27 protein-coding genes are annotated in these 26,191 nt (G+C 64.8%); 12 read left to right on the top strand and 15 right to left on the bottom strand.

What is annotated here, in order from left to right:
* Nucleotides 1-365 (bottom strand): response regulator (locus tag GXY33_00535; GenBank protein NLX03608.1); only part of this gene is annotated, 365 nt, incomplete at its 3' end.
* 191 nt (nucleotides 366-556) lie between these two features.
* On the opposite strand from GXY33_00535, the gene GXY33_00530 reads away from it, so the two are divergent.
* Entirely contained in the window at nucleotides 557-1,138 is a 582-nt protein-coding gene (locus GXY33_00530; GenBank protein ID NLX03607.1) for a thioredoxin family protein, read from the top strand.
* Nucleotides 1,139-1,156: 18 nt separating this feature from the next.
* Here the strand turns inward: GXY33_00530 and GXY33_00525 are convergent, their stop codons facing one another.
* The 9 genes from GXY33_00525 to GXY33_00485 all read right to left on the bottom strand — a co-directional run bounded on the left by GXY33_00525 (nucleotide 1,157) and on the right by GXY33_00485 (nucleotide 12,214).
* Complete coding sequence (locus GXY33_00525) at nucleotides 1,157-5,398, bottom strand: hypothetical protein (GenBank protein NLX03606.1); 4,242 nt, start codon at nucleotides 5,396-5,398, stop codon at nucleotides 1,157-1,159.
* Between the two features lie 115 nt (nucleotides 5,399-5,513).
* Nucleotides 5,514-6,686: a M20 family metallopeptidase gene (locus tag GXY33_00520; protein ID NLX03605.1), complete on the bottom strand. Its 1,173-nt coding sequence runs from the start codon at nucleotides 6,684-6,686 to the stop codon at nucleotides 5,514-5,516.
* Nucleotides 6,687-6,722: 36 nt separating this feature from the next.
* Nucleotides 6,723-7,808, bottom strand: a complete 1,086-nt coding sequence (locus tag GXY33_00515; protein ID NLX03604.1) for a DUF763 domain-containing protein — start codon at nucleotides 7,806-7,808, stop codon at nucleotides 6,723-6,725.
* 87 nt (nucleotides 7,809-7,895) lie between these two features.
* Nucleotides 7,896-8,243 carry a hypothetical protein gene (locus tag GXY33_00510; GenBank protein NLX03603.1) on the bottom strand — a complete coding sequence of 116 codons (348 nt, stop codon included), beginning with the start codon at nucleotides 8,241-8,243 and terminating at the stop codon, nucleotides 7,896-7,898.
* Between the two features lie 27 nt (nucleotides 8,244-8,270).
* A complete protein-coding gene (locus GXY33_00505; GenBank protein NLX03602.1) occupies nucleotides 8,271-8,621 on the bottom strand; it encodes a hypothetical protein in 351 nt (116 codons plus the stop codon).
* An 83-nt stretch (nucleotides 8,622-8,704) separates the two neighbouring features.
* On the bottom strand, nucleotides 8,705-10,051 hold the full coding sequence (locus GXY33_00500) for an oxidoreductase (GenBank protein ID NLX03601.1): 1,347 nt from the start codon (nucleotides 10,049-10,051) through the stop codon (nucleotides 8,705-8,707).
* Between the two features lie 17 nt (nucleotides 10,052-10,068).
* Entirely contained in the window at nucleotides 10,069-10,416 is a 348-nt protein-coding gene (locus GXY33_00495; protein NLX03600.1) for a hypothetical protein, read from the bottom strand.
* A gap of 34 nt (nucleotides 10,417-10,450) precedes the next feature.
* A complete protein-coding gene (locus GXY33_00490) occupies nucleotides 10,451-11,476 on the bottom strand; it encodes a hypothetical protein (GenBank protein ID NLX03599.1) in 1,026 nt (341 codons plus the stop codon).
* A 111-nt stretch (nucleotides 11,477-11,587) separates the two neighbouring features.
* The gene (locus GXY33_00485; GenBank protein NLX03598.1) at nucleotides 11,588-12,214 is read right to left on the bottom strand and encodes a methyltransferase domain-containing protein; all 627 of its coding nucleotides are present in this window, start codon (nucleotides 12,212-12,214) and stop codon (nucleotides 11,588-11,590) included.
* 193 nt (nucleotides 12,215-12,407) lie between these two features.
* Between GXY33_00485 and GXY33_00480 the strand changes: the two genes are divergently transcribed.
* From GXY33_00480 to GXY33_00450, 7 genes are all read left to right on the top strand, one after another.
* The gene (locus GXY33_00480; GenBank protein ID NLX03597.1) at nucleotides 12,408-13,157 is read left to right on the top strand and encodes a YggS family pyridoxal phosphate-dependent enzyme; all 750 of its coding nucleotides are present in this window, start codon (nucleotides 12,408-12,410) and stop codon (nucleotides 13,155-13,157) included.
* The gene (locus GXY33_00475) at nucleotides 13,157-13,450 is read left to right on the top strand and encodes a hypothetical protein (GenBank protein NLX03596.1); all 294 of its coding nucleotides are present in this window, start codon (nucleotides 13,157-13,159) and stop codon (nucleotides 13,448-13,450) included. Before GXY33_00480 ends, GXY33_00475 begins: the two co-directional genes overlap by 1 nt.
* 8 nt (nucleotides 13,451-13,458) lie before the next feature.
* Complete coding sequence (locus GXY33_00470; GenBank protein ID NLX03595.1) at nucleotides 13,459-14,232, top strand: hypothetical protein; 774 nt, start codon at nucleotides 13,459-13,461, stop codon at nucleotides 14,230-14,232.
* A gap of 47 nt (nucleotides 14,233-14,279) precedes the next feature.
* Nucleotides 14,280-14,708 (top strand): hypothetical protein, encoded by a 429-nt coding sequence (locus tag GXY33_00465; protein ID NLX03594.1) that lies wholly within the window; start codon nucleotides 14,280-14,282, stop codon nucleotides 14,706-14,708.
* A gap of 61 nt (nucleotides 14,709-14,769) precedes the next feature.
* A complete protein-coding gene (gene rsgA, locus GXY33_00460; GenBank protein ID NLX03593.1) occupies nucleotides 14,770-15,954 on the top strand; it encodes a ribosome small subunit-dependent GTPase A in 1,185 nt (394 codons plus the stop codon).
* Complete coding sequence (locus GXY33_00455) at nucleotides 15,954-16,613, top strand: 7-carboxy-7-deazaguanine synthase QueE (protein NLX03592.1); 660 nt, start codon at nucleotides 15,954-15,956, stop codon at nucleotides 16,611-16,613. The genes rsgA and GXY33_00455 overlap by 1 nt, the downstream gene beginning before the upstream one ends.
* 15 nt (nucleotides 16,614-16,628) lie before the next feature.
* Nucleotides 16,629-17,750, top strand: coding sequence for a hypothetical protein (locus GXY33_00450; GenBank protein ID NLX03591.1), 1,122 nt, complete (start codon nucleotides 16,629-16,631; stop codon nucleotides 17,748-17,750).
* Nucleotides 17,751-17,786: 36 nt separating this feature from the next.
* Here GXY33_00450 and queA read toward each other — a convergent pair whose 3' ends face one another.
* The gene (queA, locus tag GXY33_00445) at nucleotides 17,787-18,815 is read right to left on the bottom strand and encodes a tRNA preQ1(34) S-adenosylmethionine ribosyltransferase-isomerase QueA (protein ID NLX03590.1); all 1,029 of its coding nucleotides are present in this window, start codon (nucleotides 18,813-18,815) and stop codon (nucleotides 17,787-17,789) included.
* On the bottom strand, nucleotides 18,812-19,663 hold the full coding sequence (locus GXY33_00440) for an undecaprenyl-diphosphate phosphatase (GenBank protein ID NLX03589.1): 852 nt from the start codon (nucleotides 19,661-19,663) through the stop codon (nucleotides 18,812-18,814). The genes queA and GXY33_00440 overlap by 4 nt, the downstream gene beginning before the upstream one ends.
* Before the next feature lie 383 nt (nucleotides 19,664-20,046).
* Between GXY33_00440 and GXY33_00435 the strand changes: the two genes are divergently transcribed.
* The 3 genes from GXY33_00435 to GXY33_00425 all read left to right on the top strand — a co-directional run bounded on the left by GXY33_00435 (nucleotide 20,047) and on the right by GXY33_00425 (nucleotide 23,705).
* Complete coding sequence (locus tag GXY33_00435) at nucleotides 20,047-21,393, top strand: tetratricopeptide repeat protein (protein NLX03588.1); 1,347 nt, start codon at nucleotides 20,047-20,049, stop codon at nucleotides 21,391-21,393.
* Nucleotides 21,394-21,449: 56 nt separating this feature from the next.
* Nucleotides 21,450-22,694 (top strand): SpoIID/LytB domain-containing protein, encoded by a 1,245-nt coding sequence (locus GXY33_00430; GenBank protein ID NLX03587.1) that lies wholly within the window; start codon nucleotides 21,450-21,452, stop codon nucleotides 22,692-22,694.
* Between the two features lie 117 nt (nucleotides 22,695-22,811).
* A complete protein-coding gene (locus GXY33_00425; GenBank protein ID NLX03586.1) occupies nucleotides 22,812-23,705 on the top strand; it encodes a cation transporter in 894 nt (297 codons plus the stop codon).
* Here GXY33_00425 and GXY33_00420 read toward each other — a convergent pair whose 3' ends face one another.
* The gene (locus tag GXY33_00420; protein ID NLX03585.1) at nucleotides 23,706-24,401 is read right to left on the bottom strand and encodes an HAD family hydrolase; all 696 of its coding nucleotides are present in this window, start codon (nucleotides 24,399-24,401) and stop codon (nucleotides 23,706-23,708) included.
* A gap of 76 nt (nucleotides 24,402-24,477) precedes the next feature.
* On the opposite strand from GXY33_00420, the gene GXY33_00415 reads away from it, so the two are divergent.
* On the top strand, nucleotides 24,478-25,113 hold the full coding sequence (locus GXY33_00415; protein ID NLX03584.1) for a sugar transferase: 636 nt from the start codon (nucleotides 24,478-24,480) through the stop codon (nucleotides 25,111-25,113).
* Here GXY33_00415 and GXY33_00410 read toward each other — a convergent pair.
* Nucleotides 25,013-25,906 carry a hypothetical protein gene (locus tag GXY33_00410; GenBank protein NLX03583.1) on the bottom strand — a complete coding sequence of 298 codons (894 nt, stop codon included), beginning with the start codon at nucleotides 25,904-25,906 and terminating at the stop codon, nucleotides 25,013-25,015. The two genes, GXY33_00415 and GXY33_00410, sit on opposite strands and share 101 nt — an antisense overlap.
* A gap of 27 nt (nucleotides 25,907-25,933) precedes the next feature.
* Nucleotides 25,934-26,185 (bottom strand): RNA-binding protein, encoded by a 252-nt coding sequence (locus GXY33_00405; GenBank protein NLX03582.1) that lies wholly within the window; start codon nucleotides 26,183-26,185, stop codon nucleotides 25,934-25,936.
* Between the last annotated feature and the right edge of the window lie 6 nt (nucleotides 26,186-26,191).

Here is a 26,191-nt window from a genome sequence, read left to right as displayed (position 1 = left end):
TCCAGCTTGTTGACCGGCTTGGTCAGGAAGTCATCGGTCCCGCTCTCGACGCCCCGCTCCATGTCGCTGATCTCATGCAGGGCGGTGATCATGATGATTGGGATGTCGCGAGTGGCCGGGTTGGCCTTGAGCTTCTTGCAGACCTCAAAGCCGCTCATTTTGGGCATCATGATGTCCAGCAGGATCAGATCCGGCCGGTTTTTCTCGACCATTTCCATCGCCTGCAGGCCGTCGGTGGCGGTGACCGTCTCGACCGGCAGTTCTTCGAGGTAGGCCTGGACCAGTTCGAGGTTCTGGAGGTTATCATCCACGATCAGCACGGTGCCGCCGACCGCTTCGTCTTTGCTCTCGGGGGTTTCGTCCATCACGATCTCCTTGCCGTAACGGCAGGATTATACAAGCTCCGATCGAGGTGCGTCCACGATAAACCGCATCGGATGGCCGCCCCTATGGCAAGGTTGATAAAAGTTAAGCTAATTGACACGCCGGGCCGGTGAGGTTATCGTTTCTCATACAGGGGTATGTCATCATCTCGTGGCACGAAGGGAGGACGATCATGGTGGCAGTCAAATCGACGATGTTGCCGTTGGGAACGCGGGCGCCGAGCTTTTCGCTGCCGGATACCGAAGGAAACACGGTAACACTGGAGGACTTCGACGGCGCGCCGGCTTTGTTGGTGGTCTTCATGTGCAACCACTGCCCATACGTCAAGCACGTCCAGTACGGCCTGGCCGACCTGGCCCGCGAGTACATGGACAAGGGCGTGGCGGTGGTCGGAATCAATTCAAACGACGTGAAAAACCACCCGGACGACCGGCCGGAGAAGATGGCCCAGGAGAAGGAGCGGGTCGGCTATCCGTTTGCGTACCTGTTCGACGCGACGCAGGAGGTGGCCAAGGCCTACCGGGCGGCGTGCACGCCGGACTTTTTCGTTTTTGACGCCGATCGCAAACTGGTCTATCGCGGGCAGATGGACGAGAGCCGGCCCGGAACGAGCCTTCCGGTGACCGGGCACGACCTGCGGATGGCCCTGGATGCCGCGCTGGAAGGCCGGACGATCCCGGAGGACCAGCAGCGGCCGAGCATCGGCTGTAACATCAAGTGGAAATTCCACAACGAGCCGGACTACTTCAAGTAGCGGTTGGCGTCCGCGTCACTATGGGTACACCTTCAGGATTCGGCACTCGCCGGGCAGAAGGGCGGGAAACTCCACTGCCTGACGGTTCTTGAGCCGCAGTCGCGCCCGCAGATCGGCCACGTCGTGCGCGGCGTCGAAGGCCAGCTTGGCGCCGTGTACCTTTTCGTGCGATTTGTTGGTGATGAAGAACAGGCGGTAGTCGTCGTTGTATCGCACGAGACAATCGATGGTGCCGGGCGCGGCGTCGAGGGTCCAGTCGCAGAAGGCCTTGCGGTCAATCACGGCTGGAAAGACGCGGTCGGCCATGAGCTGCGGCGCGAGGCTGGCGGCCCATCCGACCAGCACAACGCGGCCGTTGCCGACCGGCGCGTCGACGACGGCGGCTCGCCCGTCAGTGTACTTTGCCAGGACGTTGACGCCGTCGGTGACCTGGTAGGCGTAGACGACGGCGTGAGGAAGCGTGGTTTGCTCACCGTCGATGGTCAGGCCGTGTTCGCCGATGGGCAGGGCTTCGGCCGCCACGCCGAGTTTTTTGAGGAACGTCCCATCCGGGCGGCTATGCTCGTCGTACAGACCGGGCGCGAGGGTGGCGATCACGGTTCCGCCGGCGGCGGCGTAGTCGAGGAGTTTGCCAGCCACGTTTTTTTCCAGGCATAGCGACGAGGGCAGGAAGACGTAGCGGTAGGGCGAGAGGTCGGCTGACGGAGGCTTGAGGTCCGGCTGGACGCGCATTTCGGCCAGCACGTACATGGTCGACTCCAGTTCGGAGCGGATCGAGACGGTGGTCTGTTCGAGGATCGACCCGTCAAGGTGCAGGCGCGAGGCGATCGGTTCGACCAGGGCGATCGGGGATTCGGTGTGCGAGCCCTGGATTTCGCCGCCGAGGGTGTCGTAGATGTGCGGCATGAACTTGTGGGCGTAGACGGATCGCTTGAGCGAGAGGTCCGGCCAGAAGATCGTACAGGGGCCGGCCCAGGTCTTGTCCCACGCCCAGGTGGCGACGTAGCTGCCGTAGAGGGTGAACGCCTCGGCGCCGCGGGCAATCGCCATCCAGAGGTTTCGCTCCGACGCGGCGAGGTTCATGGCCTCGATGTGCGATTCGGGCAGCATGAAGGAGCCATGCAGGCGGTAGCGCAAGCCGCCCCACGGGCCGCCGTAGTAGTTCCAATAGAACTCGGTCAGCCACAGGGTTTTGCCGTCGGCGTAGCCGCGGGTCCGCTCGAGGTCGTAGAGGCACTGGGCGTGGGTGCCGAGGTGATCGTGCCAGCGGGCGAGCCGTTCGAGCCGCTGCGGAGCGGCGCCGTTGTTTTCGGGGATGGGGGAACTGCGGTCATTGATCGGCAGGGACGAAACGCGTCGGATGGTCTGGTAGTTGTCGCGATAGCATGCCTCGACGCGGTCCATATCGAGCAGGCTTCGCTCGTACCAGAGGCCTCGCTCGACCGATCCGAACGGCGTGTCGGCTGCCTTGTCCGCCTCGGGCACTTCGATCTCGGCGAAGTCGGCGAAGGATGCGCCGATGGTCTCGTTGAGCTTGCCGATTTGTCCGTATTTGTCCTTGAGGGCGTTCCGGAAATCCTCGACCGTCAGCGCCTCCCAGTGAATGCCTTCATTCTGCGGTTCGAGGGCGAAGATTTCCTGTCGGCCGTCGTAGTAGGCGGCGACCTGTTCGAGAAGCGGCAGCCAGAGGCTGTGGTCTTTTGCCGCGGCGGTGTCGAGCATCGGGATCAGGCGGACGTTGTACCTGCGGCAGATATCGAGCAGCCATTCGGTGTTCGTCGGGTCGATAACGGTCTGTCCGTCGGCGTCGGTCTTGACGTAGGCATCCGAGGGCATGAAGTAGCTGATCAGGTTCCAGTCGAGCTTTTTGACGCGGGCGATCATCGCCCGCTGGTTGTACCATCCGAAGACGTAGGGGCCGGATCGCGAGTCGCCGCCGAGCATGTAGCCGATGGGCAGTTTGCGGCCGACTTGCGGCTGGTAGGGCAGGACGTCCGACCGGTCGCGAAGGGCGAGGGTCAGTTCTTCGTTCAGAGCGGCAACGTCGACGAAGAGCTTTTCGATATCCAGGCGGACCTGCCCGTAATCGGCGGCCAGATCGGTCGAGAAGTCAAGTGTCAGCAGGCGGTCGTCGAGTCGGTCGATCCGGTCGTCGGCGGCAAGCAGTGATTCGTAGGCACCGCGCAGGGCGTTGCAGATTTCCACGTTGCCGAGGAGTTGTCCGCGGGCCTGGACGTCTTCGATCAGGGCTTTGGCGGCGGCATAGGGTTCGGCGATGGTGTTGCGAGCGATCCTGGCCTGAGCCATTCGGCCGAGTTTGATCGCGTCCTGATCGTGACCGGTGAGCCAGTAGTAGAGTTTGGCGTAGAAGTAGCCGGTAAAGCCGTTGATCGGGTTGGTCGGGCTCGGTTCGAGGCTGATGCTGGGCGCCGCCAGATATAGAACGCGTCCTTTGCCCAGCGGGTAGAGCACGAGGGCCGGGTCGCCTCCGGTCCAGGTCGCGATGACCTGCGCGCCTTCCTTGAGCGATCCGAAGGTCACGCGGTGCGAGACGGGCGAGACCGGGTAGTGCTCCAGGTCGTTCTGCCACGGCAGGCCGCTGAAGGCGGGATGCCGGCGGTCGGCGGGCACGAGGGCGAGGAATTCGCCGGGCGGCGATGCGACCAGTGAAGCCGTGGCGGCTTCGAAGGGCAGCAGTTCGTCAAGGTGTTCGTAGGGCGGCTCGTAGGCGAGGAAGACGTTGCCGCCGTTTTTGACGTAGTCGGCCAACTGGTTGGCGATGTGGGCTGGGATGGGCTGGTCGATCAGGGCCAGGGGCGTATCGGGCTTGACGGTGTGCAGCATGTACTGGGTCTGGATGGGCACGCCGGTCGGTCCGGAGATCGTGTCGGTCAGGAGGTGGCCGATCTTGCCGTACTCGCGGACGACCATAATGGGAGTCAGCGGCAATTCGGCCCGAGGCGGCGTGACCGGTGCGCCGGTGGCCTGGTAATCGCCGTTCGAGACGGTGAGGGCCAGGATTCCGGGCACGCCGTCGCCGGCGGACTCGAAGGTGATCGACTCGACCGTCTTGTCCGGGTTGGGGTTTGACCATGTCATGACGAAGGTGCGAACGCCGCCGATGCCCGACTGGTTCTTGCCGACCCAGGCGACGGCGGCCCGCGGCTCGCCGTCGGGGATCAGGTGGTCCTTTTCGATCTGCGCGGTGCCCCACCATTCGAAGACATCTCGTCCGGCAAGGACCGGGTAGTCGGCTTGCGTTCCGTCGTCGTAGTGGAACTTGTAGTGGGCGACGGTTGCTCCGGCGTCGGGCGTCCAGGCTGAGGCGTGCAGGACATATGCGGTGGCGAACTTGCGGCCGACGGCGACGCTGGCCTCGCGAGCGAAGTACATGCGATGCTCGCCGCGGAGCATGATGACGGCTCTGTCGTCGTTCTCGGCTGGGTCTATCACGTCGAACGGGACGTTGAGGAAGTACTGCGGTCCGACGGGAAACTCGCGGAGGTCGTTGCCTCCCTGGTCGGTCCATCCGCCGGTCCGGTCGTCGGCGACGTCGTCGCGGAGGCCCATGTTGACCGCCGCTCGCAGGTCGATCGGGTGAAACTCGCCCGCGTTCTCGACGGTGACGGTGAACTCGCGGCGCCACGTCTGCGGTTCGGCGATGGCGGCGGCGAATTCATACTGCCCGGCTGTCGGATGCTCCTTGCGGACGTCGACGAACTCCCAGACCGTCTCGGCGGGCGCGAAGCGGACGGGGGATTTGGGGCCCTGGATGGTCAGCGCGGCGAAGTCGCTCTTGGTCTTTTCCGGGTTGAGCGGATCGAAGGCGACGGTTCCCGCGGCGGTTCGTCCGCTGGGAGAGGCGATGGCGTAGTTGAATCCTTCGCCGGTGCGGTAGATTTCGTCCTTGACCCGCACGACCGGCCTCGCCGCGGTTGCGGCCTGGGATTCCCAGACGATTCGGGCGTTTCGCCCGTCAATGCTGACGGTCAATGAGGCGACGTCGTCGGCGCGCAGGAGAAGGGTCCGAGTCTCCAGGGCATCCTGCTGTTCGACGAGCGCCCATTCCAGGGACGTTGGCTGATCGCCGGGAATCTGGAGCGGCGCGACGGTGAAGATTTCGACTCCGTCGAAGGTGGCGGTAACGCCTCCGCCGCCGGTGGCGACGGTCATTCGGCCGACGGTGGCCTGTTCGGCCCGGAGGGCGGAAAACGAAAACAGGAGGGTCAGGAGCGTCGCGGCAACGGTCTTGATCGGCATGGGAGTCTCCTTCGAGATCGTTTGCACCGGGTTAGTATACCCGATGCCGCCGCGGCGGTTCGCGGGAAAACGACGGTCTGGAGACGACTTGAATGGGTTACCGTTACCGTTGACGTTAACGGTGACGGCCGTCGGCGAGATCGAGCAGGAACGCGAGGAGGATTTCGGCTGAGCGATGGAGTTGGTCGATCTCCAGATACTCATCGGCCGAGTGGGCCTTGTCGATCCCGCCGGGACCGAAGACCACGCAGTGGGCGCCGGTTTCGGCGAAGTTGGAGGCGTCGGTGAGGTACGGCAGGGCGGCCGGCGCGTCATCTTCGCGCAGGGTCCGGCAGGTCTGGAGCAATCCCTGAACCAGCGGCGACGCCGAGTCGGTGTCGAGGGGCGAGCGGGACTTGATCACATCCACCGACGCACCGTCAACCGTCGAGATCAGGCTGCGGATCGTTTCGAGGAACTGCCGCTGGTCATGGCCGGGAATGGTGCGGGTGTCGAAGACGGCTTGGCAGCGGTCGGGCACGATATTGTCTCGCCGCCCGCCGCGAACGAGGGTCAGGCTGGAGGTGGTTGATCCGAGCTGCTCGTGGCGTGGCCGTCCAAGCGTCGGCAGCCATTTTTGGCGCAGGACGTTAATGGCGTCGTTCATCCGGTAGACGGCATTGACGCCGCGGTCGGGCACCGAGGCGTGAGCCGCGATGCCTTCGGTGATGATTTTGAACATGACTCTGCCTCGGTGGCACGTGGCGATCCGGCAGCCGGTCGGTTCGCCGACGATCATGTAGTCGGCCGAGACGCCCTGATCGACGAGCCATCGGCTGCCGGTGCAGCCGGTCTCCTCGTCGCAGACGGCCAGGAATTCCAATTTCCAGGGCAGTTCCAGCTTCAGTTCGCGGACCTTCGAGAGGACCCACAGGTACGCGGCCAGGGCGCCCTTGGTGTCGCAGGTCCCGCGTCCCCAGATCCTGCCGTCGCGGACGTCGGCGGCGAACGGGTCGATGGTCATGCCATCCGGCTCGACGGTGTCCATGTGGACGGTCAGGACCAGGCGTTTTCGGTCGTCGGCGTGGTCTTGCGGCCACGAGGCCAGCAGGTTGGGGCGGTTTGGCGGCATGACGATCCGCTGAACGTCCATGTCCAGCCGGCGGAAGTACGTTTCGAGGTAGTCGGCCACGCCGGCTTCGGGACATCCGGTCACGTCGTCGGCGCTGACGCTGGGAATGCGGACCAGGTCCTGGACGAGCTGGACGAGCATGGCTTTTTCACGATCGCTGAGCCGGTAGGGCGGCATGGTATCTCCTTTGTTGTCGGTCCGATCAGGGTTTCGCTACTGGAGTTTAAGCCATCCCTGCAGGCGTCGCAAGGCGTGGTCCTTTTCGTTCGGGTTGATCCGGCATTTTTGCACGGTCTGTTCGAGCAGGGCGATGTTGCGGTCGTACATCCGGCGTTCGACCGGGAAGGGGTAGCCGTCCTTGCCGCCGTGGGCGAAGCTGTAGCGGGCCGGATCGCGATGTGAGGCCGGCGCGTCGAAGATCAGTTCGGAGAGCAGGGCCAGCGAACGGACGGTCTTGGGCCCGACGTCGGGCGTGGCCAGAAGCTGCTGGTAGCTGGTGACCGGAGCATCGCGGGCGGCGATGAGCACCTTGCGAAGCTGTCGGTGTTCGCTGGGCGTCAGGATGACCTCGTGGCGGCGCGGCATGAAGAGGTTCTCCTCGGCGGGCAGTTCGGCGAGGATCTTCTCCGGATCGTATCCGAACAGGTCCACCGCCGCCTGTCGCGAGCGGTCGGCTTCGGAGGCGACCATGTTCAGCACGTTGTTTCCTTGTGCTTCGGTGATGATTCCGGCGTGCGGTTCGTTGACGAAGTCGATCGGCTGATCGGCGAACCAGTGGTAGCGCCGGGCGTAGCGGTTCTCGTCGTTCATGCCCTGTTGGACGACCGTCCAGCGGCCGGCGTCGTCGAAGAAGAAGCTGTGGTGGTAGAGCTGATAGCCGTCCTGCACCGCCGCCGAGTCCACCTTGGCTGAGAGTTTTGAGGCGTAGATCAGGTCGCGGCCGTTGGCGATGGCGCGGGCGTCGGCGATTTGGTCGATCTCGTGCGGCGTCTTTCGCGAGACGCCGCCTTTGCCGCCGGCGGCGTGGATGCCGAGGTCCGGTCCGATCCGCCGGTAGGCCTGCTTGATCGCCCCGCAGGTCACCGTGGTCAGGCCGCTGGAGTGCCAGTCAAAGCCGAGGACACAGCCGAAGGCCTGGAACCAGTGCGGGTCGGCGAGGCGGCGGAGCATCTCGACCGATCCGAACTCGAGCACGATCAGCTCGATGATGGAGCCGGCCAGCTTCTCCATCCGCTGGAACAGCCACGGCGGGGCGTTGCCTCCGTGAAGCGGCAGATTGGCCGTCGATTTGCGAAGCATGTCCACCTCGTGTGCCGTGATTCCAACGGGAATTATAGGGCCGCTGACGCCTTCGGCCAACGTCAAACCGCCGTCACGAGGCCGGGTTCACTCCGCGCGCACCAGCCCGAGCAGCAGGGTGGTGAGGGCGACGACGGCGGTGAAACCGTGGATGATGATCAGCGAGGCGGCGAACGGACGGGAGCGCAGGTGGCGGAAGAACAGGACCATGCCGATCCCGGCGGCGAGGGCGAAGAGGATCAGCGCGATCAGGGGAAAGGGGTTGGGTCTGAGCATGGCGATGGCCAGCAGCAGTATCGCGGCGCCGGTGGCGGCGAGCGTGCCGTGTCCGATCGACAGGGCCATCGGCGGCGTTCGGCCGCTCAGGATCAGAGCGGCCAGAGTAGCGCCACCGGCGGCGGCGAGGAGAAACGCGATGAACGCGGCAATCAGCATGGCGGCTGCTCCTGTGAGTCAAGCGGGTCAGGCGGCGGCTGGGCGGAACGTCATCACCAGCAGGATGACCAGCGAGATCGCGGCGATCAGGCCGTGCCCTCCGATCAGCAGCATCGGCAGCGGCCGATGGCCCAGATGGCGGGCGAACAGCACGAACCCGCCGACCGCGGCCAGCACGAACAGCACCAGCGAGATCACCAGGCCGGTTCGCGCCAGATCGCCGACGGCCAGGATCAACAGAACGATCCCGCTTCCCGCGAGAGCCCCGTGAAACAGGGCCAGCGGGATCGGCGCTCCGCGGCGCTGCCGATGGAGCGTGGCCAGAACGATCCCCAGCACGGCGGCCAGTGCGAATACGATCGATGCGGCGATCAACATGACGAGTCCTCCCTCAAACGACGTCGTGCCGACTCGACCCCCCGATGCGTCCACAACCTGCTATGTCAGCCGGCCGGCCCGGCCTAAAGGGCGAACCGCTCGTAGTGGATGCGCGAATCCGAGACCTTCAGATCGAGCAAAGCGCCGATGATGTCGCGCATCATCGTCAGGGGTCCGCAGACGTAGAAATCACGGGCGCTCAGGTCCCCCTCGACGCGCCGCCGGATGAACTCGCGATCGATGTGGCCGCTCGGCCCGTTCCAGGCCTCATCGGGCCGACTCAGGACGTGCACGACGGTCAACCGCGGATGGCCGCCGGCGGCGATCTCGTCCAGCTCCCGGCGAAAGACGATGCTTTCCTGCGTGCGATTGGCGTAGAGCAGGATGACCCGGCGGGTCGAACGGGTGTCGCGCATATGGCGGAGCATGCTCATCAGCGGCGTGATGCCGATCCCTCCGGCGATGAACACCAGATCGCCGTCCGGTCGGCCGAGCGTGTACGAGAAATGGCCGAACGGGGCTTCGACGCTCGCCTTGTCGCCCGGTTTGGTCCGGCCGATGGCGGCGGTGAAATCGCCGACCTCTTTGATCGTGGATTCGTGGTACTTTTCCGCCGCCGGGCTCGAGGAGATCGTGAAATGATGCTCCTCGTCCGGCAGGTCTCGGCCGCGATGGAACCGGATGAACTGGAACTGGCCGGGCAGGTGATCGAGCGGGCGGCGGCGTTCCGATATGAGCGTGATCGTCCAGACGCTGTCGGTTTCCCTCTGCACCTGATCGACCACGAACATGTTCCTTCGCCGCCGCCACGGGACGATGACCATGTGGTGGATGTAGGCGGCCAAGGCCGTCGCGAGCGCGGCGATCCACGCCGCCCGCAGCGGCCAGAGCTGCAGGTCGCTGCCGACGGCGATGCTGTGGGCGAAGCCGGCCGCCAGCAGGGCGAGCACGAGGACGTTGTGGGCGACCCGCCACTGTTCGAAGGTCAGCCGCAGGAGTTCGTAGAACAGCGAGACGACCACCGTCGCCCACAGCAGCAGCAGGGCGGTCTTGCCCAAGAGGATGTACCACGGCTGCTGAACGTTCGTCAGCAGCGGCCATCGGTCCAGTGCCGCCGCCAGCACGAACGGATGGGCGCTGAGCAGCAGCAGCGCGACCAGCGGCATGACCTTGTGCACGATGAACAGCATATTCAGGCCGAAGGGGCGGTCGAGCCAACGCAGCCGGGCTGAGAGGACCGGCTGGAAGGCCAGGATCATGAAGCCCAGCAGCGCGAAGATTTTGGCCAGGCGATAGTGAAGCGGCTGCGGGCCGGTCAGGGCGATGGCCAGAGCCGCCGGCAGGGCGATCAGCAGGCCGTAGAGAAACGCCAGCGGCAGGCGGTAACGCTGGGCTCTGCGGTAGGCTTCGATGATCGCGGTGGAATTCACAACTGTTACCTCGTGCCTCAGGATGCTCCGTGAGAAAAAGCGATCACCGCCAGGACCACGGCCAACAGGGCCAGTCCCGCGTGCCACGCCAGCAGCCATCGCGGCAGCGGCCGCCCGCTCAGGTCGGCGGCGAACAGCACGAATCCCGGGGCCAGGGTTACCATCACCAGCCCGAGAGCCGCCACCGAGAGGTCCGGAATATCCAACGCCGCCGACGAGACCAGGAACAGGACGAACGCTGTTCCCGCCGCCACTCCGTGGAGGAACCCGAGCCACGGCAGATCGGCCCTTCGCGCAAGGTGGAGCGACGCCAGGATCATTCCCAGCCCCGCGGCGATCAGCATTGCGACCAGTGTGCCGGTCATCATGGCGGTTCCTCCCGGCGTCGATCGGCTCCCGTCACGTCCGCTCTTCCTGCATCCACTCCTGCAGTTCGGGCAGGAACGTCAGCAGGTCCTGGCGCTCCTGCTCGGTGAGCAGCAGGTAGCTCTCGCGGTCGGGCATGATCGAGACCAGAAACGGCTCGCCTCCCGGACGGACCAGGCACAGGTCCTCCGGCAATTCCGGGCGAGACCAGTCGTAGAGGCCTTCGACCGCGTATTTGAGGATCTCAGCGGACTCGGCCTGATAGGTGTAGTACATCACCGTCGCGTATCCGCGGGTCATCCTCGCGCCGGGCCACTGGTTCGTCCGTTCCCGCGCGATCATGAACGGTTCGAGCTGAAAGAGCAGGTGGTTGCCGTCCTCGTCCAGCGGCGTCGACGCCTGGGGCAGAACGAGCAGCATTTCGCTGCACTGCTCGAGCGCGTAGTCGAGCAATTCGCGGTAGAGCTGGCCTCGCGGCTCGATCAGCAGCAGGAACGCTTTGCGGTCGATCGCGATGTCTTCGGCCTCGGCGGCCAGCGCCTCGGCGGAAAATGTTTCGTCCATCTCGTCGTCCGGGTCGTACTCGTCGCTGAGCAGTTCCTGTATCTCCGGCATGTGGGCCAGCAGTTCGCCCTTCTCCTCGTCGGTCAGCAGAAGGAAGCTGCTCTTTTCGTGGGCGACCGTCACCAGGAGCGGGTCGCCGTCGTGGCGGACCAGGCACAGATTTTCCGGCAGCCGCGGATGCAGCCAGGCGTAAAGCCGGCGCGAGACCTCGGCCAGGATCACCGCCAGATCGCGGCTGTACTGGTACCGGTAGATGGTGGCGTCGTCGGCCCCTTCGCTTCCGGTGATCTCCGCGGCGGATTCCTCCCGGATCAAAAACGGCTGAAGTTGCGACAGCACCCGCCGCCCGTAGTCGTTCAGCGTCGCGCGGGACGAGTTCTGAACCACGAGCAGGGCTTCGCTGCACTTGCCCACCGCGTAGTCGAGCAGCCCGCTGTAGAGATACCCTTTGGGCTCGGCCCGAACGGTGTACGATTTGCGCTCCATGTCCTTCATGACACCCCCCGTGTCCGTTTGCGGCTACTGTATTATATCAGAGCGCGGACGCGGTTAACAGCGCGTAATTGCGTGCGGCCGGCCAGCACCTCTCCGGGCGTGCCGGCGGTGCTACGAGGCCCTAACCGCTGACAGGAAGAACAGGTCGTCGCGGTCGATTACCTCGATGCATTCAAGCCCAGCGTCGCGGAGCAGCGCGCGAAAGGTCGGGTCGTCCGGCAGGTGGTCGCCGGTCACTTCGCCGCCGACCTGATCGTGGAAGGCGTTGATCTTCGCTCTCGCGGCCAGGTGCATCACGATCAGCCTGCCGCCTTTGCGCAGCGATTGCCCAAGTCGCCGGACCGCTTGGGACTGGTCGCGAAAATGGGGAAAGGCGTGGAAGCAGAGCACTACGTCAAATTCCTCGCGGCCCAGGTCGTCCTGGCAGACGTCGCGGCACAAGAGCGTGGCATCGAGCTGTTTTTGGCTGGCTTGACTAAGCATGGATTTAGAAAAGTCAATAGCGGTGACTTTGCCGGGGCGAATTCGGTCGGCGAGCCAGCCGGTGATCTGTCCGGTGCCGCAGCCGACCTCGAGGAGGTCCTGTCCCGGCTGGAGTCCAAGCAGGTTCTGGAGTTCGTTCAGTCGGCGGATCGTCTCGACCGGATCGCGTCCGTCGCGGTCCCAGGTGATCGACTGGCGGTCGAAAAACGCGATTCGCGGGTCGCGATCGCGGTCCTGCGGGTCTTGTGTCTTCATGAGTGCTGACCTCATTGGCTGGGGGGGTAACGGTGGTGGAACTCGGCTGTCGTACAAGCTGGGAGGATATCCGATCCGAGCCTTCCGGTCAATGTCTCGAATTCCTTGAATGGGGCGTCCGGGATGGGTATTCTTATGAGGGTTATCCGAGGACGGTGCGATGGACGGCCCGGCGTCGAAACGTGGGAGTTCAATGCGAAAAAAGCTTTCGGAGAATCTGACGAGAGTCCGCGAACGGATCGGCGAAGCGGCGGCCAAGGTCGGCCGCGAGCCGCAGCGGGTGACCCTGGTCGCGGTCACCAAGGCCGTTGATCCGGAGACGATCCGTGCCCTGATCGAACTGGGGCAGTTGGACCTGGGCGAGAGTCGCGGACCCCAGTTGATCCAGCGGGCCGCCGTCATCGAGGAGCACCTGTCGCGCCGCGCCATGCTGGAGCAGGACAAGGGGCTGGCGATGCCGCGGTGGCACATGGTGGGCCATCTGCAGCGCAACAAAGTCAAGCCGCTGATCCCGGCGGTCTCGATGATCCACTCGGTCGATACCCTTCGTCTGGCCGAGGAGGTCAACGCCCAGGCGGGCAAGGTGGACCGACGGATGGACGTGCTGGTCCAGGTCAACTGCGCCGGCGAGTCGCAGAAGTACGGCATGCCGGTGGCTGCGGCGGGCCATTTCATCGAGCAGGTCATGCCGCTTTCTCGTCTGCGGGTGCGTGGGCTGATGTGCATGGCCCCGCTGGTGGACGACCCGGAGAAGGCGCGGCCGGTGTTCGAGCGGCTCTACGAGCTGTTCCTCGAGATCAAGATGACCTATCGCCTGGGTCGCGACTTCGAGCACCTCTCGATGGGCATGAGCCAGGACTACCACGTTGCGGTCGAGTGCGGAGCGACGATGGTGCGGGTGGGTTCGGCCCTGTTCGAGGGATTGGAGACGGCGGGCGTGTGATGAACTGGCTGGCCGGCGGGATAGAGGGGTTCGATCCGTTTTTCTTCTTCCGCCGCATACTCGTGATCTTCGCCACGCTCTACTCGGGCCTGATTCTTGCTCGGGCCGGCTGGCGGTGGTTCAAGTACCTGTATTTTCCGGACCGGTCGCGTCAACTGCTCCGGCGGTATCTGTTCATTCAGTTGATGCGGGTGCGGCTGCGGCGGTTCGGCGGCGACCTGCTCCAGATCGCGGGACTGCTGGCGATTATGGGTCTGGTGATCTGGCTGCACCGTTTTGTCCCGGGGGCCTGAGGCCGATCGTGAACCAGGAGCGAATTGACAGAGCCGCGCTGAACCTCGATCAGATGCCGGCGGAGGAACTGCGGGTCCTGGCCGGCCACCTGATGGTCCACATGCCGGCGACGGCGGACCGCGACTCGGTGGCGGCGGCGGTGACCCGGCAGTTGGTGATCCTCGACGGGATCGAGCGGGAGGCCCTGCTAGACGTGGTGGTCTGGGCCCGTCGGCCGGTCTCGCGGTCGGCGGGTAAGCTTGAACTGGTCCGGGAAATCTCGCAACTGCGATTCGTCAGCTACAAGGGGCTGAGCCTGCGCGCCCTGGCGGCCCTGGCCGAGTTGCGGGGCCTGCGGGTGCCGGATGCGGTGACCGACAGGATGCTGCGGCACCTGCTGTACCGGTCCGACGGCTGGAGCGGGTGGTTCGCCCGCAAACGCCGGGCCCTGGTCGGCGGGATGATCGGCAAGCTGCTGGACGAGGACGAGCGCGACGAGGAGTACCAGTTCCTGCCCGAGCGGCCCGTTGAGCCGAGTCTCCGGCGGCACATCGAGCAGCAGGGCGTGATGAGCGGCATTGCCACGCGGCTTCGCAGTGCCGCCGACGACTACCTGAACACCAAGCTCGATGAGATCGAGACGCGGATCGACCGGAAGCTCGACCAGATCGACCAGAGGCTGGCCGAGTGGCGCGACCAGGAGATCGCCAATCGGCTTCGGATCATCAAAATCACCTTGACAGCCTCTATAATTATTGCGCTGATCAGTCTGGTCTACACGTTGATCAGAACCAACCTGTAGGCCGGCTGACCGGGGGACAAAAGGGGTTTTGGGCCAGGGAGGCAACGATGTACGAACGATTGAGCGCAGACGCCCAGAAGGCGATGAAAAGGGCCAAGGGCATTGCCGACGAGATGGGACAGGAGTATATGGGGACCGAGCATATCCTGTTGGCGTTGGCGGTCAGCAAGGCCGGGCAGACTTCGGATATCCTGCAGCGGCACGGGGCCACGCCCAGCGCGTTGCGGGTCAAGATCGAGGCCCTGATCCGGGAGCAGCTTTCGGACTCGGTGGTGACCGGCTCGCTGCCGACCACCCCGCACCTGCAGAAGGTGATGACCCACGCGATCGAGCATGCCCGCCGGGCGAAGCGCAAGACGGTGGAGACCAGCGACCTGCTGACGGCCCTGATCGAGGCCCGCGGTTCGGTGGCCCGGGTGGCTCTCGAAGAGGTGGGCGTGGACCTGGAGCAGTTGAAAGAGGAAATACCGGAATGACCTGTGACCGTAAGGGAGCGGGGTCTTCTTCGTAATTTGGAGCTGATCGCCGCAAACGCATATGGCCAGAAAAGGCAGAAAAAAAGGGAAAATCCGGATCGACTGGCGGCCCAACGTCGAGAACCCGACGCGGGAAAGCTCGTCTGATATCACCAAGAAGCACCGCGAGGACAAGGGCGGCTCGCTGGAGGACCGTCCAACCCACGAGGCCTTCAAGGGCAAGGGCCGGCTCGCCCGCCGCAAGACCGTGGATACTTCCCGGACGGGCGGCCTGGTGGACCTGGAGCGATACGCCGACGAGCCGGCGCCGGCTGACGCCCAGTGGAGCGATGGGGTGGTGGTGGCGATTCACGGCCTCTACGTGAAGGTGGACGACGGCCAACGGATCCGCAACTGCGTGGTCCGGCGGGTGCTCAAGTCGTTAATGGTCGAACAGCGGAACGTGGTGGCGGTCGGCGACAACGTCAGCTTCACCCCGATCGACGATGAAACGGGAGTGATCGAGCGGATCGGCGAACGCTCGACCCTGCTCAAGCGGCGCTACCAGAACCGCGAGCACCTGATCGTGACCAACGTCGAGCAGGCGGTGATCGTCTCGGCGGTTGCGGAGCCCGATCTGCGCATCCACCTGGTCGATCGGTACGTCGTGGCTGCGGCCTCCGGCGACCTGAGACCGGTGATCGTGTTCAACAAGATCGACCTGCTCTCCGAGGAGGAGTTGGCGGACCTGGACGAGTACGAGAGCGTCTATCGCAGCCTGGGCTACCCCGTTGTCCGGACCAGCGCCGCCCAGAACGTCGGCATCGAGGCCCTCCGCGAGGCCATGAAGGACAGGAAATCGGTGCTGGCCGGGGTCAGCGGGGTCGGCAAGAGTTCGCTGATCAATGCGGTCCAGCCGGGCCTGAACCTGACCGTCAAACCGGTCAACCGGGCCACCAAGCGCGGCCAGCACACCACGACCGTGGCCCAACTCCTGCGCCTCGATTTCGGCGGCTACGTCGTCGATACGCCCGGCATCCGGCAGTTCGCGTTCTGGAACTTCGACCGGATGAACCTCGAGGCGTACTTCGAGGAATTTGTTCCCTATGTCCCCCAGTGCCGGTTTCCCAACTGCAGCCACATCGAGGAACCCGACTGCGCGGTCAAGCAGGCGGTCGAGGAAGGCAAGATCGCCTGGTGGCGCTACGAGAGCTACTTGAAGATCTTCGAGGACCACGAAGAGTTCATGTCGCCGTGGGAGCGATGATGGCCGCCGGTTGCTTTCCCGTCGCCGATCTGTTTCACACCATTCAGGGCGAAGGTTCGCTGGCGGGCGTTCCTTCGGTCTTCGTGCGTCTGGCCGGTTGTCCGGTGGGTTGTCCGTGGTGCGACACGAAACAGGCGTGGTCGGCTGAGGGTTTTCCAAGGTTGACCGTCGAGCGGATCACCGAGCGGGTCGCCTCATACAAGTGCCGGCACGTGGTGGTTACCGGCGGTGAGCCGCTGGTGCATCCGCGGATCGGATCGCTGATCGATCGGTTCCACGACGGCGGCCTTCACGTCACGATTGAAACCGCCGGCATCGTATACCGACGGTTGCGCTGCCAACTGCTGAGCCTCAGTCCCAAGTTGGACGGCGAGGCGCCGACGTTCGGCAACTGGTTCAAACCGGCGGTGATCCGGCGCCTGATCGCCGCCGCCGCGGACTACCAGCTCAAGTTCGTTGTGCGCAGCCGGCGTGACGTGCAGCAGGTGCTCGATGCGATCGAACGGATGGAGTTCATCGACCGCGACCGGGTCATGCTCATGCCGCGGGCCGCGACGAAGGCGGCGTATCTGCGGCTGGCGCCGGCCGTCGCCGGATGGGCTCTCGCCCACGGTCTGCGGTTCTGTCCGCGAATCCATTTGACGCTGGGCGTCAGGTAGACTACGGGAATGGCCATGATCGAACCGTTGCGAAGACTCCTGGACGAACTGGAGACCACCCTCGACGCCGGTCAGCAGCAGCGGGTGCACGACCTGCACGCGGCGTCGCTGCGCTACGAGCCGGTTCCGCGGCTGCCCATCGTCATGCAGTATCCGCTGTCCGACGCCGCCGTTCATCAGCCGTTTCCGCACCGCGAGGCATGGCGCGACCCGCAGAAGATGCTGTTCAACGAACTGACGGCTGGGTTCGACGCCCGAATCTGCTGTCAGCATCTGGTGGGCGACGACCTGCCGTTCACCGTGCGGGCCAATCTCGGCACGGTGATCGTCGCCTCGATGTTCGGCGGGCGGGTGGAGATGCTCGAGGACAATCCGCCGTGGGTCCGGCCGTTCGAGTCGCGGGAGGCCTTTGGCGCGGTGCTCCGGATCGATCCGACAGACCTGTCAGCCGGCCTGTGCCCGAGGCTGATGGACTTCTACCGGAGCTTTCACGACCTGCTCGCCGGTTACCCGAATGTCCGCCGGTGCGTCCGCGTGGTGATGCCCGACCTGCAGGGCCCGTTCGACAACGCCGAGCTGCTGCGCGGAAGCGAGATCTACGTCGATCTCTACGAAGAGCCGGAGTTCGTGGAGGCGGTGCTCGCGCGAATGGGAGAGGCCCAGGTCGCGGTGGCGACGGCCGTGCAGCCGCTGCTGAGCGACGGGCCCGACGGTTTCTGTCATCAGCACACGGTGGCGCTGCCGGGCGCCATCCTCATCCGCAACGACTCGCCGACCAACCTCTCGGCCGAGATGTACAGCCGGCATATCGCGCCGCACGACCGGGCCGTCCTCGACCGCCTCGGCGGCGGCGTCCACTTCTGCGGCAAGGGCGACCATCTGGTCCCGCGGCTGCTCGAAATCCCCTCGTTGACCGCCCTCGATCTGGGCCAGCCGCAGATGAACGACTTGGAGACCATCTATCGCCAGGCTGCGGCTCGCCGCGTTCCACTGATCCGCTACCGCACCAATGAAGAGCAGATTCGCACCGGCCGGGTCTGCCGCCGTTTTCCCACCGGAGTGACCTTGATGCACCAGGCCGGCTCGCTGGATGAGGCGCGACGGTTGATGGATGAGTATCGCGCCCGCACGGAGTAGCTGCGCCGCCCTCGGCGAGATCTTTGCTACGACCGATCAGATCACCAGCATCGCATCGCCGTAGCTGTAGAACCGGTAGCCCTCACGGACCGCGTGTTGGTACGCTTTTCGGGCCGTTTCCGTGCCCGCAAAGGCGTAGACCAGGGCCAGCAGCGTCGTCCGCGGCAGGTGGAAGTTGGTGATCAGCACGTCGACCATCTTGAAGCGGTAGGGGGGATGGATGAGGATGTCCGTCCACGTCTCGCCCGGTTGCAGCGCGCCGTCCGCGGATGCGGACTCCAGCACCCGCACGGCCGTCGTGCCGACCGCGACCGCCCGTCCGCCCGCCTGGCGGGCCGCGTTGATCCGCTCGGCCGCTTCGGACGAGACGCTGTACCATTCACGATGCATCGGGTGCTCGGCCAGGTCTTCGACGGCGACCGGCTCGAACGTTCCGCGGCCGACGTGCAGCGTCACCGTCGCCGTCGCCACGTCGCGCGACCGCAACTCGGCCAGCAGCCGGTCGGTGAAATGCAGGCCGGCCGTCGGAGCGGCGATCGCGCCCGGCGCGTTGGCGTAGACCGTCTGATAGCGCCGGCGATCATCCGGCTGCTCGTGTTCCCGCCGGATGTACGGCGGCAGAGGAACCTGACCGTGCTTCTGGAGAAACGCCAGCGTGTCCACTTCGGTCTTGACCGCCACCAGGCCCGTCTTGTCGGTCAGGCGTTCCATTAATTCAAGTTCGACGTCCGATCCCGCGAGCCGCAGACGCGATCCGGGCCGAAGCCGGTTGATCCCCCGGATCATCAACTCCCAACGTCCCGGCGCGTGCTCGCGGACGAACAACCCCTCGGTTTCCGCCCCGCTCGGGCGGATCAAAACCAGGCGGGCTGGGATCACCTGGGTATCGTTGAGGACCAGCACGTCGCCCGCCCGAAGGTACTCGACGAGATCGAAGAATCGCCGGTCCGCCAATTGGCCGTTTGTTCGATCGACCACCAGCATGCGGCTGTGATCGCGCGGCTGGGCCGGCGACTGGGCGATCAGTTCCGGCGGCAGCTCGTAGTCCAGTTCGCTGAGTCTCATTGGCCGCCGTTGAGGAATCGCAGCAGGAACACCAATCCGACGACCGCGGCCAAAACCAGCCGATACACCGCGAACGGCCGAAGAGTCCAGTGCTGCAGCAGCCGGATGAACCACTTGACCGCCAGCATCGCCGAGACGAACGAAACCGCCGATCCGATGAGAAACACCCAGAGCAGATCGCCCGACAGGTACTCCCAGCTTTTGATCAGCTTGAAACCCGACGCGGCGGTCATCACGGGAACCGCGGCGAGAAACGAGTACTCAGCCGCCGTTTTGCGGTTGGCCCGGACGATCATGCCGCCGATGATCGTGGCGGCCGACCGCGAGACGCCCGGCCACATCGCCAGGCACTGGAAGAACCCGATGGCCAGGGCCTGCGGCCAGGTCAGGTCGTCCAGCGTCTCAGCCTTCGGGCGAAACCGGTACCGCTCGATCAGGAGGATCGCCACCGCTCCGGCGGCCAGACCGATCGCCACCGTGCCCGCGTTGAACAGGTGCTCCTCGATCAGATGGTCCAGCGGCGCGCCGATGATCACCGCTGGGATGGTGGTGACGATCAGCAGTTTGATTCCCCGCCAGCCGTTAAAGCCCGTCGCGTCCCGCTTGAACGTCAACAGGCTCCGGAACCGTTTGCGATAGAGCACCACCACAGCCAGGATGGCGGCCAGTTGGATGACGATTTCGAAGCACACCGCCGCCTGCGGACCCACGCCGCCCACGGTGTCCTTGAAACGAAGGAGCAGGTCGTCCACGAGAATCATGTGCCCGGTCGACGAGACGGGCACGAACTCGGTTAGGCCCTCCACAATGGCGATGACCACGGCTTTGAGAATCAACCAACCATCCATGCACGGATCTCCATCAGCGTCGGCGAAGTCGGGGAAAGCCCCTGCCTCAAAGCACCTGATTGTCATGATAGGCCCGTCGCAGTCAAATGAAAAGCCGCCCACCGGTCACGCCTACGCCGCTCGGAACGTCCACGGACCAGGCCAGGTACGCAGACACTTCTGTCCGCGTGTTCCGCGTACTCCGTGCCACTCTTCGGGCTTTTCACTTTGGTGTCAATATAAGTCATTGATATATAATACGTTATGTCTTTTGTGGACGACCGGCCCGCTGGCGTTGCAAACCGCCGAACGGTTGATATAATATTTGGTTTACTCTAAGTCGGTTGCGGAGCGAGAGTAGAGACGGTATTGACGGTACGATCCATGAGAGGAGACGATAGTCGATGAATCCGACCGCCGGAAAAGTGGAAGAGGTAATCTCGGGCAGCTACGACGGCTTCGATCAGGCATTCAAGGCGGTGCAGAAGCTCGGTTCGAGTTCGGCCTCCGATCGGGAGCAGTTGGGCAACTATGTGGACGCGCACGCGGAGTCGCCGTCGGCCGATCAGGCCCTGAAGCTGGCGATGGGTGCTTTGGTTCTGGGACGCTTTGAGCAGGCGGTCGGCATCCTGCGGAACGCGCCGGAAGGGCAGGACAAGCGCTGGATGCTGGGTCTGGCCTTCAAGGGTCAGAGGGACTGGGAGCGCGCATTGGCCGATTTCGATCGCGCGTTGACCCGCGGCTTCGACGCGGTACGGGTGCTGGCGGAGACGGCTGAGACCCAGCGGCTCGCCGGCGACCTGGCCGCAGCCAAGGATGCCCTCAAGAAGCTCCAGAAGGCGCGGGCCGACACGCCGGAGTATTTCTACCAGTCCGCAGCGATCGCTGAGGCTGAGGGCGACATCGACCGGGCCTTTGAGTTGCTCGAACAGGCGGTGGAGAAAGGCCCGGACTACGTTCCGGCGATCTTCCGGCTGGCCTATCTTGAGGATCTCAAAGGCAATGAGGACAACGCCATTGAGCTGTATACCCAGGCCATCCAGCACGAGCCGGCCCACGTCAACGCCCTGATCAACCTCTCGGTGATCTACGAAGATCGCGAGCAGTTCGACCGGTCGCTGGCCCTGCTCAAGCGGGTTTTAGAGGTCTATCCCAATCACCCGCGGGCGCGGCTCTTCGCTAAAGATGTCAGAAGCTCGATGACGATGTTCTATGACGAGGAGTTCGAGAAGCGCAAAGACAAGTTCCAGCAGGTCCTGGATATGCCGATCAGCGACTTTGAGCTGTCGGTCCGGAGCCGCAACTGCCTCAAGAAGATGGGCATCCGCACGCTGGGCGACCTGACGCGGATCACGGAGTCGGAACTCCTCTCGTACAAGAATTTTGGCGAGACGTCGCTGAACGAGATCAAGGCGATCCTGGCCTCGAAGGGATTGCGGCTGGGCCAGGCCCTCGAGGATCAGGCCTCGAGGCGGGCCGCGGCGGTTTTGCCCGGCGCTCTGGCCGAGGACGAAGAGGAGCGGCAGCCGACCGCCGACCAGGCGCTGCTGAGCAAGTCGATCGACGATCTGAACCTGTCGGTGCGAAGCCGCAAGTGCCTGCAGAAACTCAGCGTCGAGACGGTCGGCGACCTGATGGATTACACCGAGCCTCAGCTCATGGCGGTCAAGAACTTCGGCATGATCTCGCTGAAGGAAGTGAAGGAAAAGCTGTCCGAGCTGGGCCTGGAACTGCGGAAGTCGGAAGGCTAGGAAGCCGTCCGTCGCGGCGAGATAGGCGGCCGAAACGCCAGAAAGGGATGTCTGGTTTGTCCGAGTCTCTCAAAGCGGGCCCGTGCGGGCTCAAAGGCGGCTGGTGGTTCAGGTGCGTGTTGTTCGCGGCCGCGCTGACGATCGGTCTGTCCGGTTGCCGGCAGGAGCCGCCGCCGATCAAGGAACGCCGTTCCGGCAAAGAGCCGGTGATGCGGGTGAAGGTCGCCGGACCAGCCCAAGCCGTCTCTTTCGGCATCAATGGGGCATTCACCGTCTTCGACTCCAAACGGCATCCGCTGGCCCAGGGGCCGTATCTTCCGGAAGGCCAGGTGCGCCCGCAGGGCCAGAGCATCCAACTGGGCGGCGCGACGGTCGCCGTCTCCGATTTCATCGACATTGTGCCCAACCGCAACGGCGATCTGCGAATCAACCAGGCGCGCTATCCCGGCAGCCTGCGGCTGCACCGCCTGGGTGACGGGCAGCTGATGGCGGTCAACCACGTGCTGGTCGAAGAGTATCTCAAGGGGGTCATTCCTGGCGAGCTTCCTCCGCGATTCCAGGCGGAGACCTGCAAAGCCCAGGCCATCGCGGCCCGCACCTACGCCCTCTACGAGAAGGCCACGCGCTCGGGGCCCTCGCGGCAGTACGACGTCACCGACGGCGAGAGCTCGCAGGTCTACAAGGGCCTGGAGGGCCGGACCGATCGCGGCAACAACGCGGTGGACCAGACCCGCGGCATCGTCCTGACCGGATCGACCCGCAACGGCTGGAGGATATTTCCCGCGTTCTTCAGCAGCACGTGCGGCGGATGGACGCAGGGGGCCCAGCATCTGGCGGCCATCGATCCGGAGTTTCGGCCGCTGCAGGGCGAGGTGGAGTGCAAGGGCTGCACGATCTCCAAGTACCGCCGATGGGACGAGATGCGCATGCCGCTGGCCGAGTTGACCCAACGGGTCAACGAGAAACTGGGCAAGTCATTTCAGCGGATCGTGAACGTCCAGGTGGCCAGACGTTCTCGCTACGGCCGGGCCATCCAGGTCAAGGTGACCGACGTCAGCGGAGCCGCCGTGCTGGTCCCGGGCGAAAAGTTCCGCCTGATCGCCGGACCTCGCGTCATGCGGTCCACCTGCTGCAGCCTGCGGGTCGAGGGGGATGAACTGGTCATGTACGACGGCCAGGGCTTCGGCCACGGAGTCGGGATGTGCCAGTGGGGGGCTGAGGGCATGGCCCGCCAGGGCCATACCGCCGTCGAAATTCTCCTGCACTACTACCCGTCGGCCAACCTCGTCAGGGCCTATTGACCGGCATGCCGGCCGACCCTTCGGGTGGGTCCACTGTCCATTGCCTCTGTCCGGCAGTCATGGTACATTTTGGCGGCCGGACTGTCATGCGATGGCGGACGCGAAGGAGCAGGCGTTTTGAATGCACATCATTCACAGGGCGTGCGGGAGATCAAGCGGGTCACGTGGATCGGCTTGGTCATCAACATCGCCCTGGCGGCGCTGAAGCTGACGGCGGGCATTCTGGGCCGAAGCCAGGTGGTCGTGGCCGACGCAGTACACAGCCTCTCCGACTGCAGCACCGATATTGTGATTCTGGTGGGCGTTCGGTTCTGGTCGCAGCCGCCGGACGAGAAGCACCCGCACGGGCATCGTCGGATCGAGACGCTGATCACCATGGCCATTGGCGTGGTTCTGGGAGCGGTGGCGGTGGGTCTGGCCTACCACGCGATCGTGACGCTGCAGGAACGCGACGAGCACGTGCCGGGCTGGATCGCGTTTGTGGCGGCCATCATCTCGATCGTGGTCAAGGAGAGTCTGTACCGCTGGACGGTGGCGATCGGACGGCGCATCCGTTCATCGGCGGTGGTGGCCAACGCGTGGCACCACCGTTCCGACGCCTTCTCTTCATTTCCCGCCGCCTTGGCGGTGGCGGCGGCTGCGCTCTACCCTCCGTGGTGGTTTGTCGACCACATTGGGGCGGTGGTGGTTTCGCTGTTCATCCTGCAGGCGGCGTGGAGGATCGTCCACCCGACGCTGGGCGAACTGGCCGACGTGGGCGCTTCGCCGGACGACCGCCGACGGATCGAGGAACTGGCGATGGCGACGGAAGGGGTGCGACTGGTCCACGCCCTGCGGACGCGGTTCGTCGGGCCAGGGCTGCACGTGGACCTGCATATCAAGGTCGATCCGCAGATGACGGTCTGGGAAGGCCACGAGATCTCCGAACAGGTCAAACGGCGGCTCCTGGATGACGGGCCGGACGTGTTGGATGTCGTGGTGCACCTGGAGCCGTACCGCGGCCCGGAGTGATCAGCCGGCCAGCAGTTCGATCTCGTCGAGACTCGCTACCGTCACATCTGGCTTGAACAGCGGGTCCTGAGCGCGGTGGTGGACGTAAATCGCCTCGGGCCGCTCGACCTTCACCGTGTGCCAGCCGAGACGGTTCGGCCCGGCGAAGTCCTTCTTCTCGTTGTCCGCGACGTACACGCAGCGGTCGTGTGGGCATCCGAGATGGCCGGCCAGCCGCTGGAATCCCGCCGAAGACGGCTTGAAGCACTTCTCGCCCGCCTCGGCGGTGTAGAACACCAGATCGACCCGGTGTTCCAGTCCGAGCAGGCGGACCTTGGTCTTCTGGCCCGCCAACGGACCGTCGGTGAGGATCGCCAGATGTAGGCCTGCTCGGCGGGTTCGCTCCAGCATCCGCTCGGCGTCGGCCAGCAGAGCCAGCGGCCGGTCGGCTGTACGGTAGACCTCGATGAGCTTCTGGATTTCCCCCGGATCGGCCGACCCGGCCCGGCTGTCCAGGATACGCTGAAACTTCTCGCGGCATCCAGCCTTGTGCAGTTCCAGCAGCTCCCGCTCCAGGTCCTGGGTTTGGCCGCCGAAACGCTGGGCCAGATGCTCCGCGACCGCCCGAAACCCGCCCGCCATGAAATCCCGCTCCAGGCACAGCGTGTCGTCCAGGTCGAACACCGCCAACTTGATCGGTCGCAGAACAAGGGGCATGAAACGTCCTTTGCCGGTTTACCTGCCGAAGCCAAACTGGTATCGTATAATTCCGGTGATGTCGAGGCAAGTGCAGATGGTCGATTTGGCTCGTCGTACGATGGATGTGGCAGGGGCGGTGGCCGGTCTGATTCTGTTCGGACCGGTGATGGCCGCGATCACGCTGCTGGTCCGCCTCGACTCGCCCGGGCCGGTGTTCTTCCGGCAGAACCGCGTGGGCCGACACGGCAGGGTCTTTCGGCTGATCAAGTTCCGCACCATGCGGACTGACTGCGATCCGTACGGCTTTTCGCCCAACGCCGCCGACGATCCGCGGGTCACCCGAACCGGCCGGTTCCTCCGCAAGACCAGCCTCGACGAGCTGCCGCAGCTCTTCAACGTGCTCCAGGGCGAGATGACGCTGGTGGGCCCTCGGCCGCTGCTGCCGTGGCAGTACGAACTCTGGACGCCGCGTCAGCGACGCCGTTGCGACGTCAAGCCGGGCCTGACCGGTTGGGCTCAGATCCGCGGCCGCGGCGCGGTGACGCACGAGGATAAGATCGAACTGGACCTGTGGTACATCGAGCGCCGCTCGCTGTGGCTCGACCTGCGGATCATCGCCGAAACCGTGGTCAAGGTGTTCCGGCGGCAGGACGTGTTCGAGGTGCAGTACTCGCGGGCTTCGTCGCCGCCGAAGGCTCATCCGTCGGATTCGACGGCAGGAACGACTTGAGGACCTCCCAGAGGTTGTTCTTGAACTGCACCGCAGCGGGATTGGCCAACATGTCGGGAGCCTCACGCGGCGGGACGTTGCCGGATGCGATCACGCCGACCGTCATTTCGCCGTCGGTATAGTACCAGTCGCCGCCCCCGTTTCGCCCATCCAGCGTCGGACCGACGCCGGTCACCTGGAAGACCTGCACAAGCTGGTCGGCGTCCCGCAGATCGGCGATAATCCGGTCGCGCTCCGCGTCGATGTCCGGTGCGATGTGGTGGGTGATCTGGCCGGTGTGATGGCTGAAGCCCACGCTCCGGTCGTACGTGGTCGCGCCGAGCCACACCGGCCGGCCGTCGAGGCTCAGCTCCTTGGATTTCCAGAACCGCACGTGGTGGCGATGGCGCGGGCTCTTACCGGCTGGCTGTTCGAACGCCATATCCTCCTTGCGGCCGAAGAGGAACAGCTTGCTGACCGGAGCCTCCGGATACGGCCGGTCGGCCAGCACCGCCGCGGCGATCTTCAGACCCGACTTGAACGTCTCCGGATCGGCGGGAAACCACCCGGCCGCGATCATGGCCCGGATCAACTCCTCCCGCTCGCCGGCAAGAGCGACGTTCAGTGGATCGCCCGGCGAACCGGTCCCGGTGAGCGTCGTCTTGGGCGCAGCCTGCATCGGTGGATAGTGCTCGTAGTGCCGCCACAGCGCAGGGGCAACCACGTAGGCGATCAGCAGATACACCCCCACCAAAAGCACAACGACACCCAGCGCTCTTCGCAGCCGCTTGCGTCGCTTCTCTGTTGCGTTCATAGACCCCGCTGTATCGGGGCAGACCGGCTATCGGGCGAAGCGTCCCGCTCCGGCCGGTCCGCGCCCGCCTGCTCTGGGACCGTTTTCCCGCGGCTTGGCCTCGTTGACGGTTAACGCCCGGCCGTCATATTCCTTCCCGCCGAGCTCCTCGATCGCCTGGCGGGCCTGGTCGTCGCTGGCCATCTCGACAAATCCGAACCCGCGCGACCGCCCGGTCGCCCGGTCCATCACGATCGACGCCCGCTGCACCTCGCCGAACGGCTCGAACAGCCCGCGCAGATCGTC

The organism is Phycisphaerae bacterium, from assembly GCA_012729815.1.
In the GTDB taxonomy this organism is placed as follows: domain Bacteria; phylum Planctomycetota; class Phycisphaerae; order JAAYCJ01; family JAAYCJ01; genus JAAYCJ01.
Note: the sequence above shows the minus strand (reverse complement) of the source record. Positions and strands in the feature narration are given on the sequence as shown.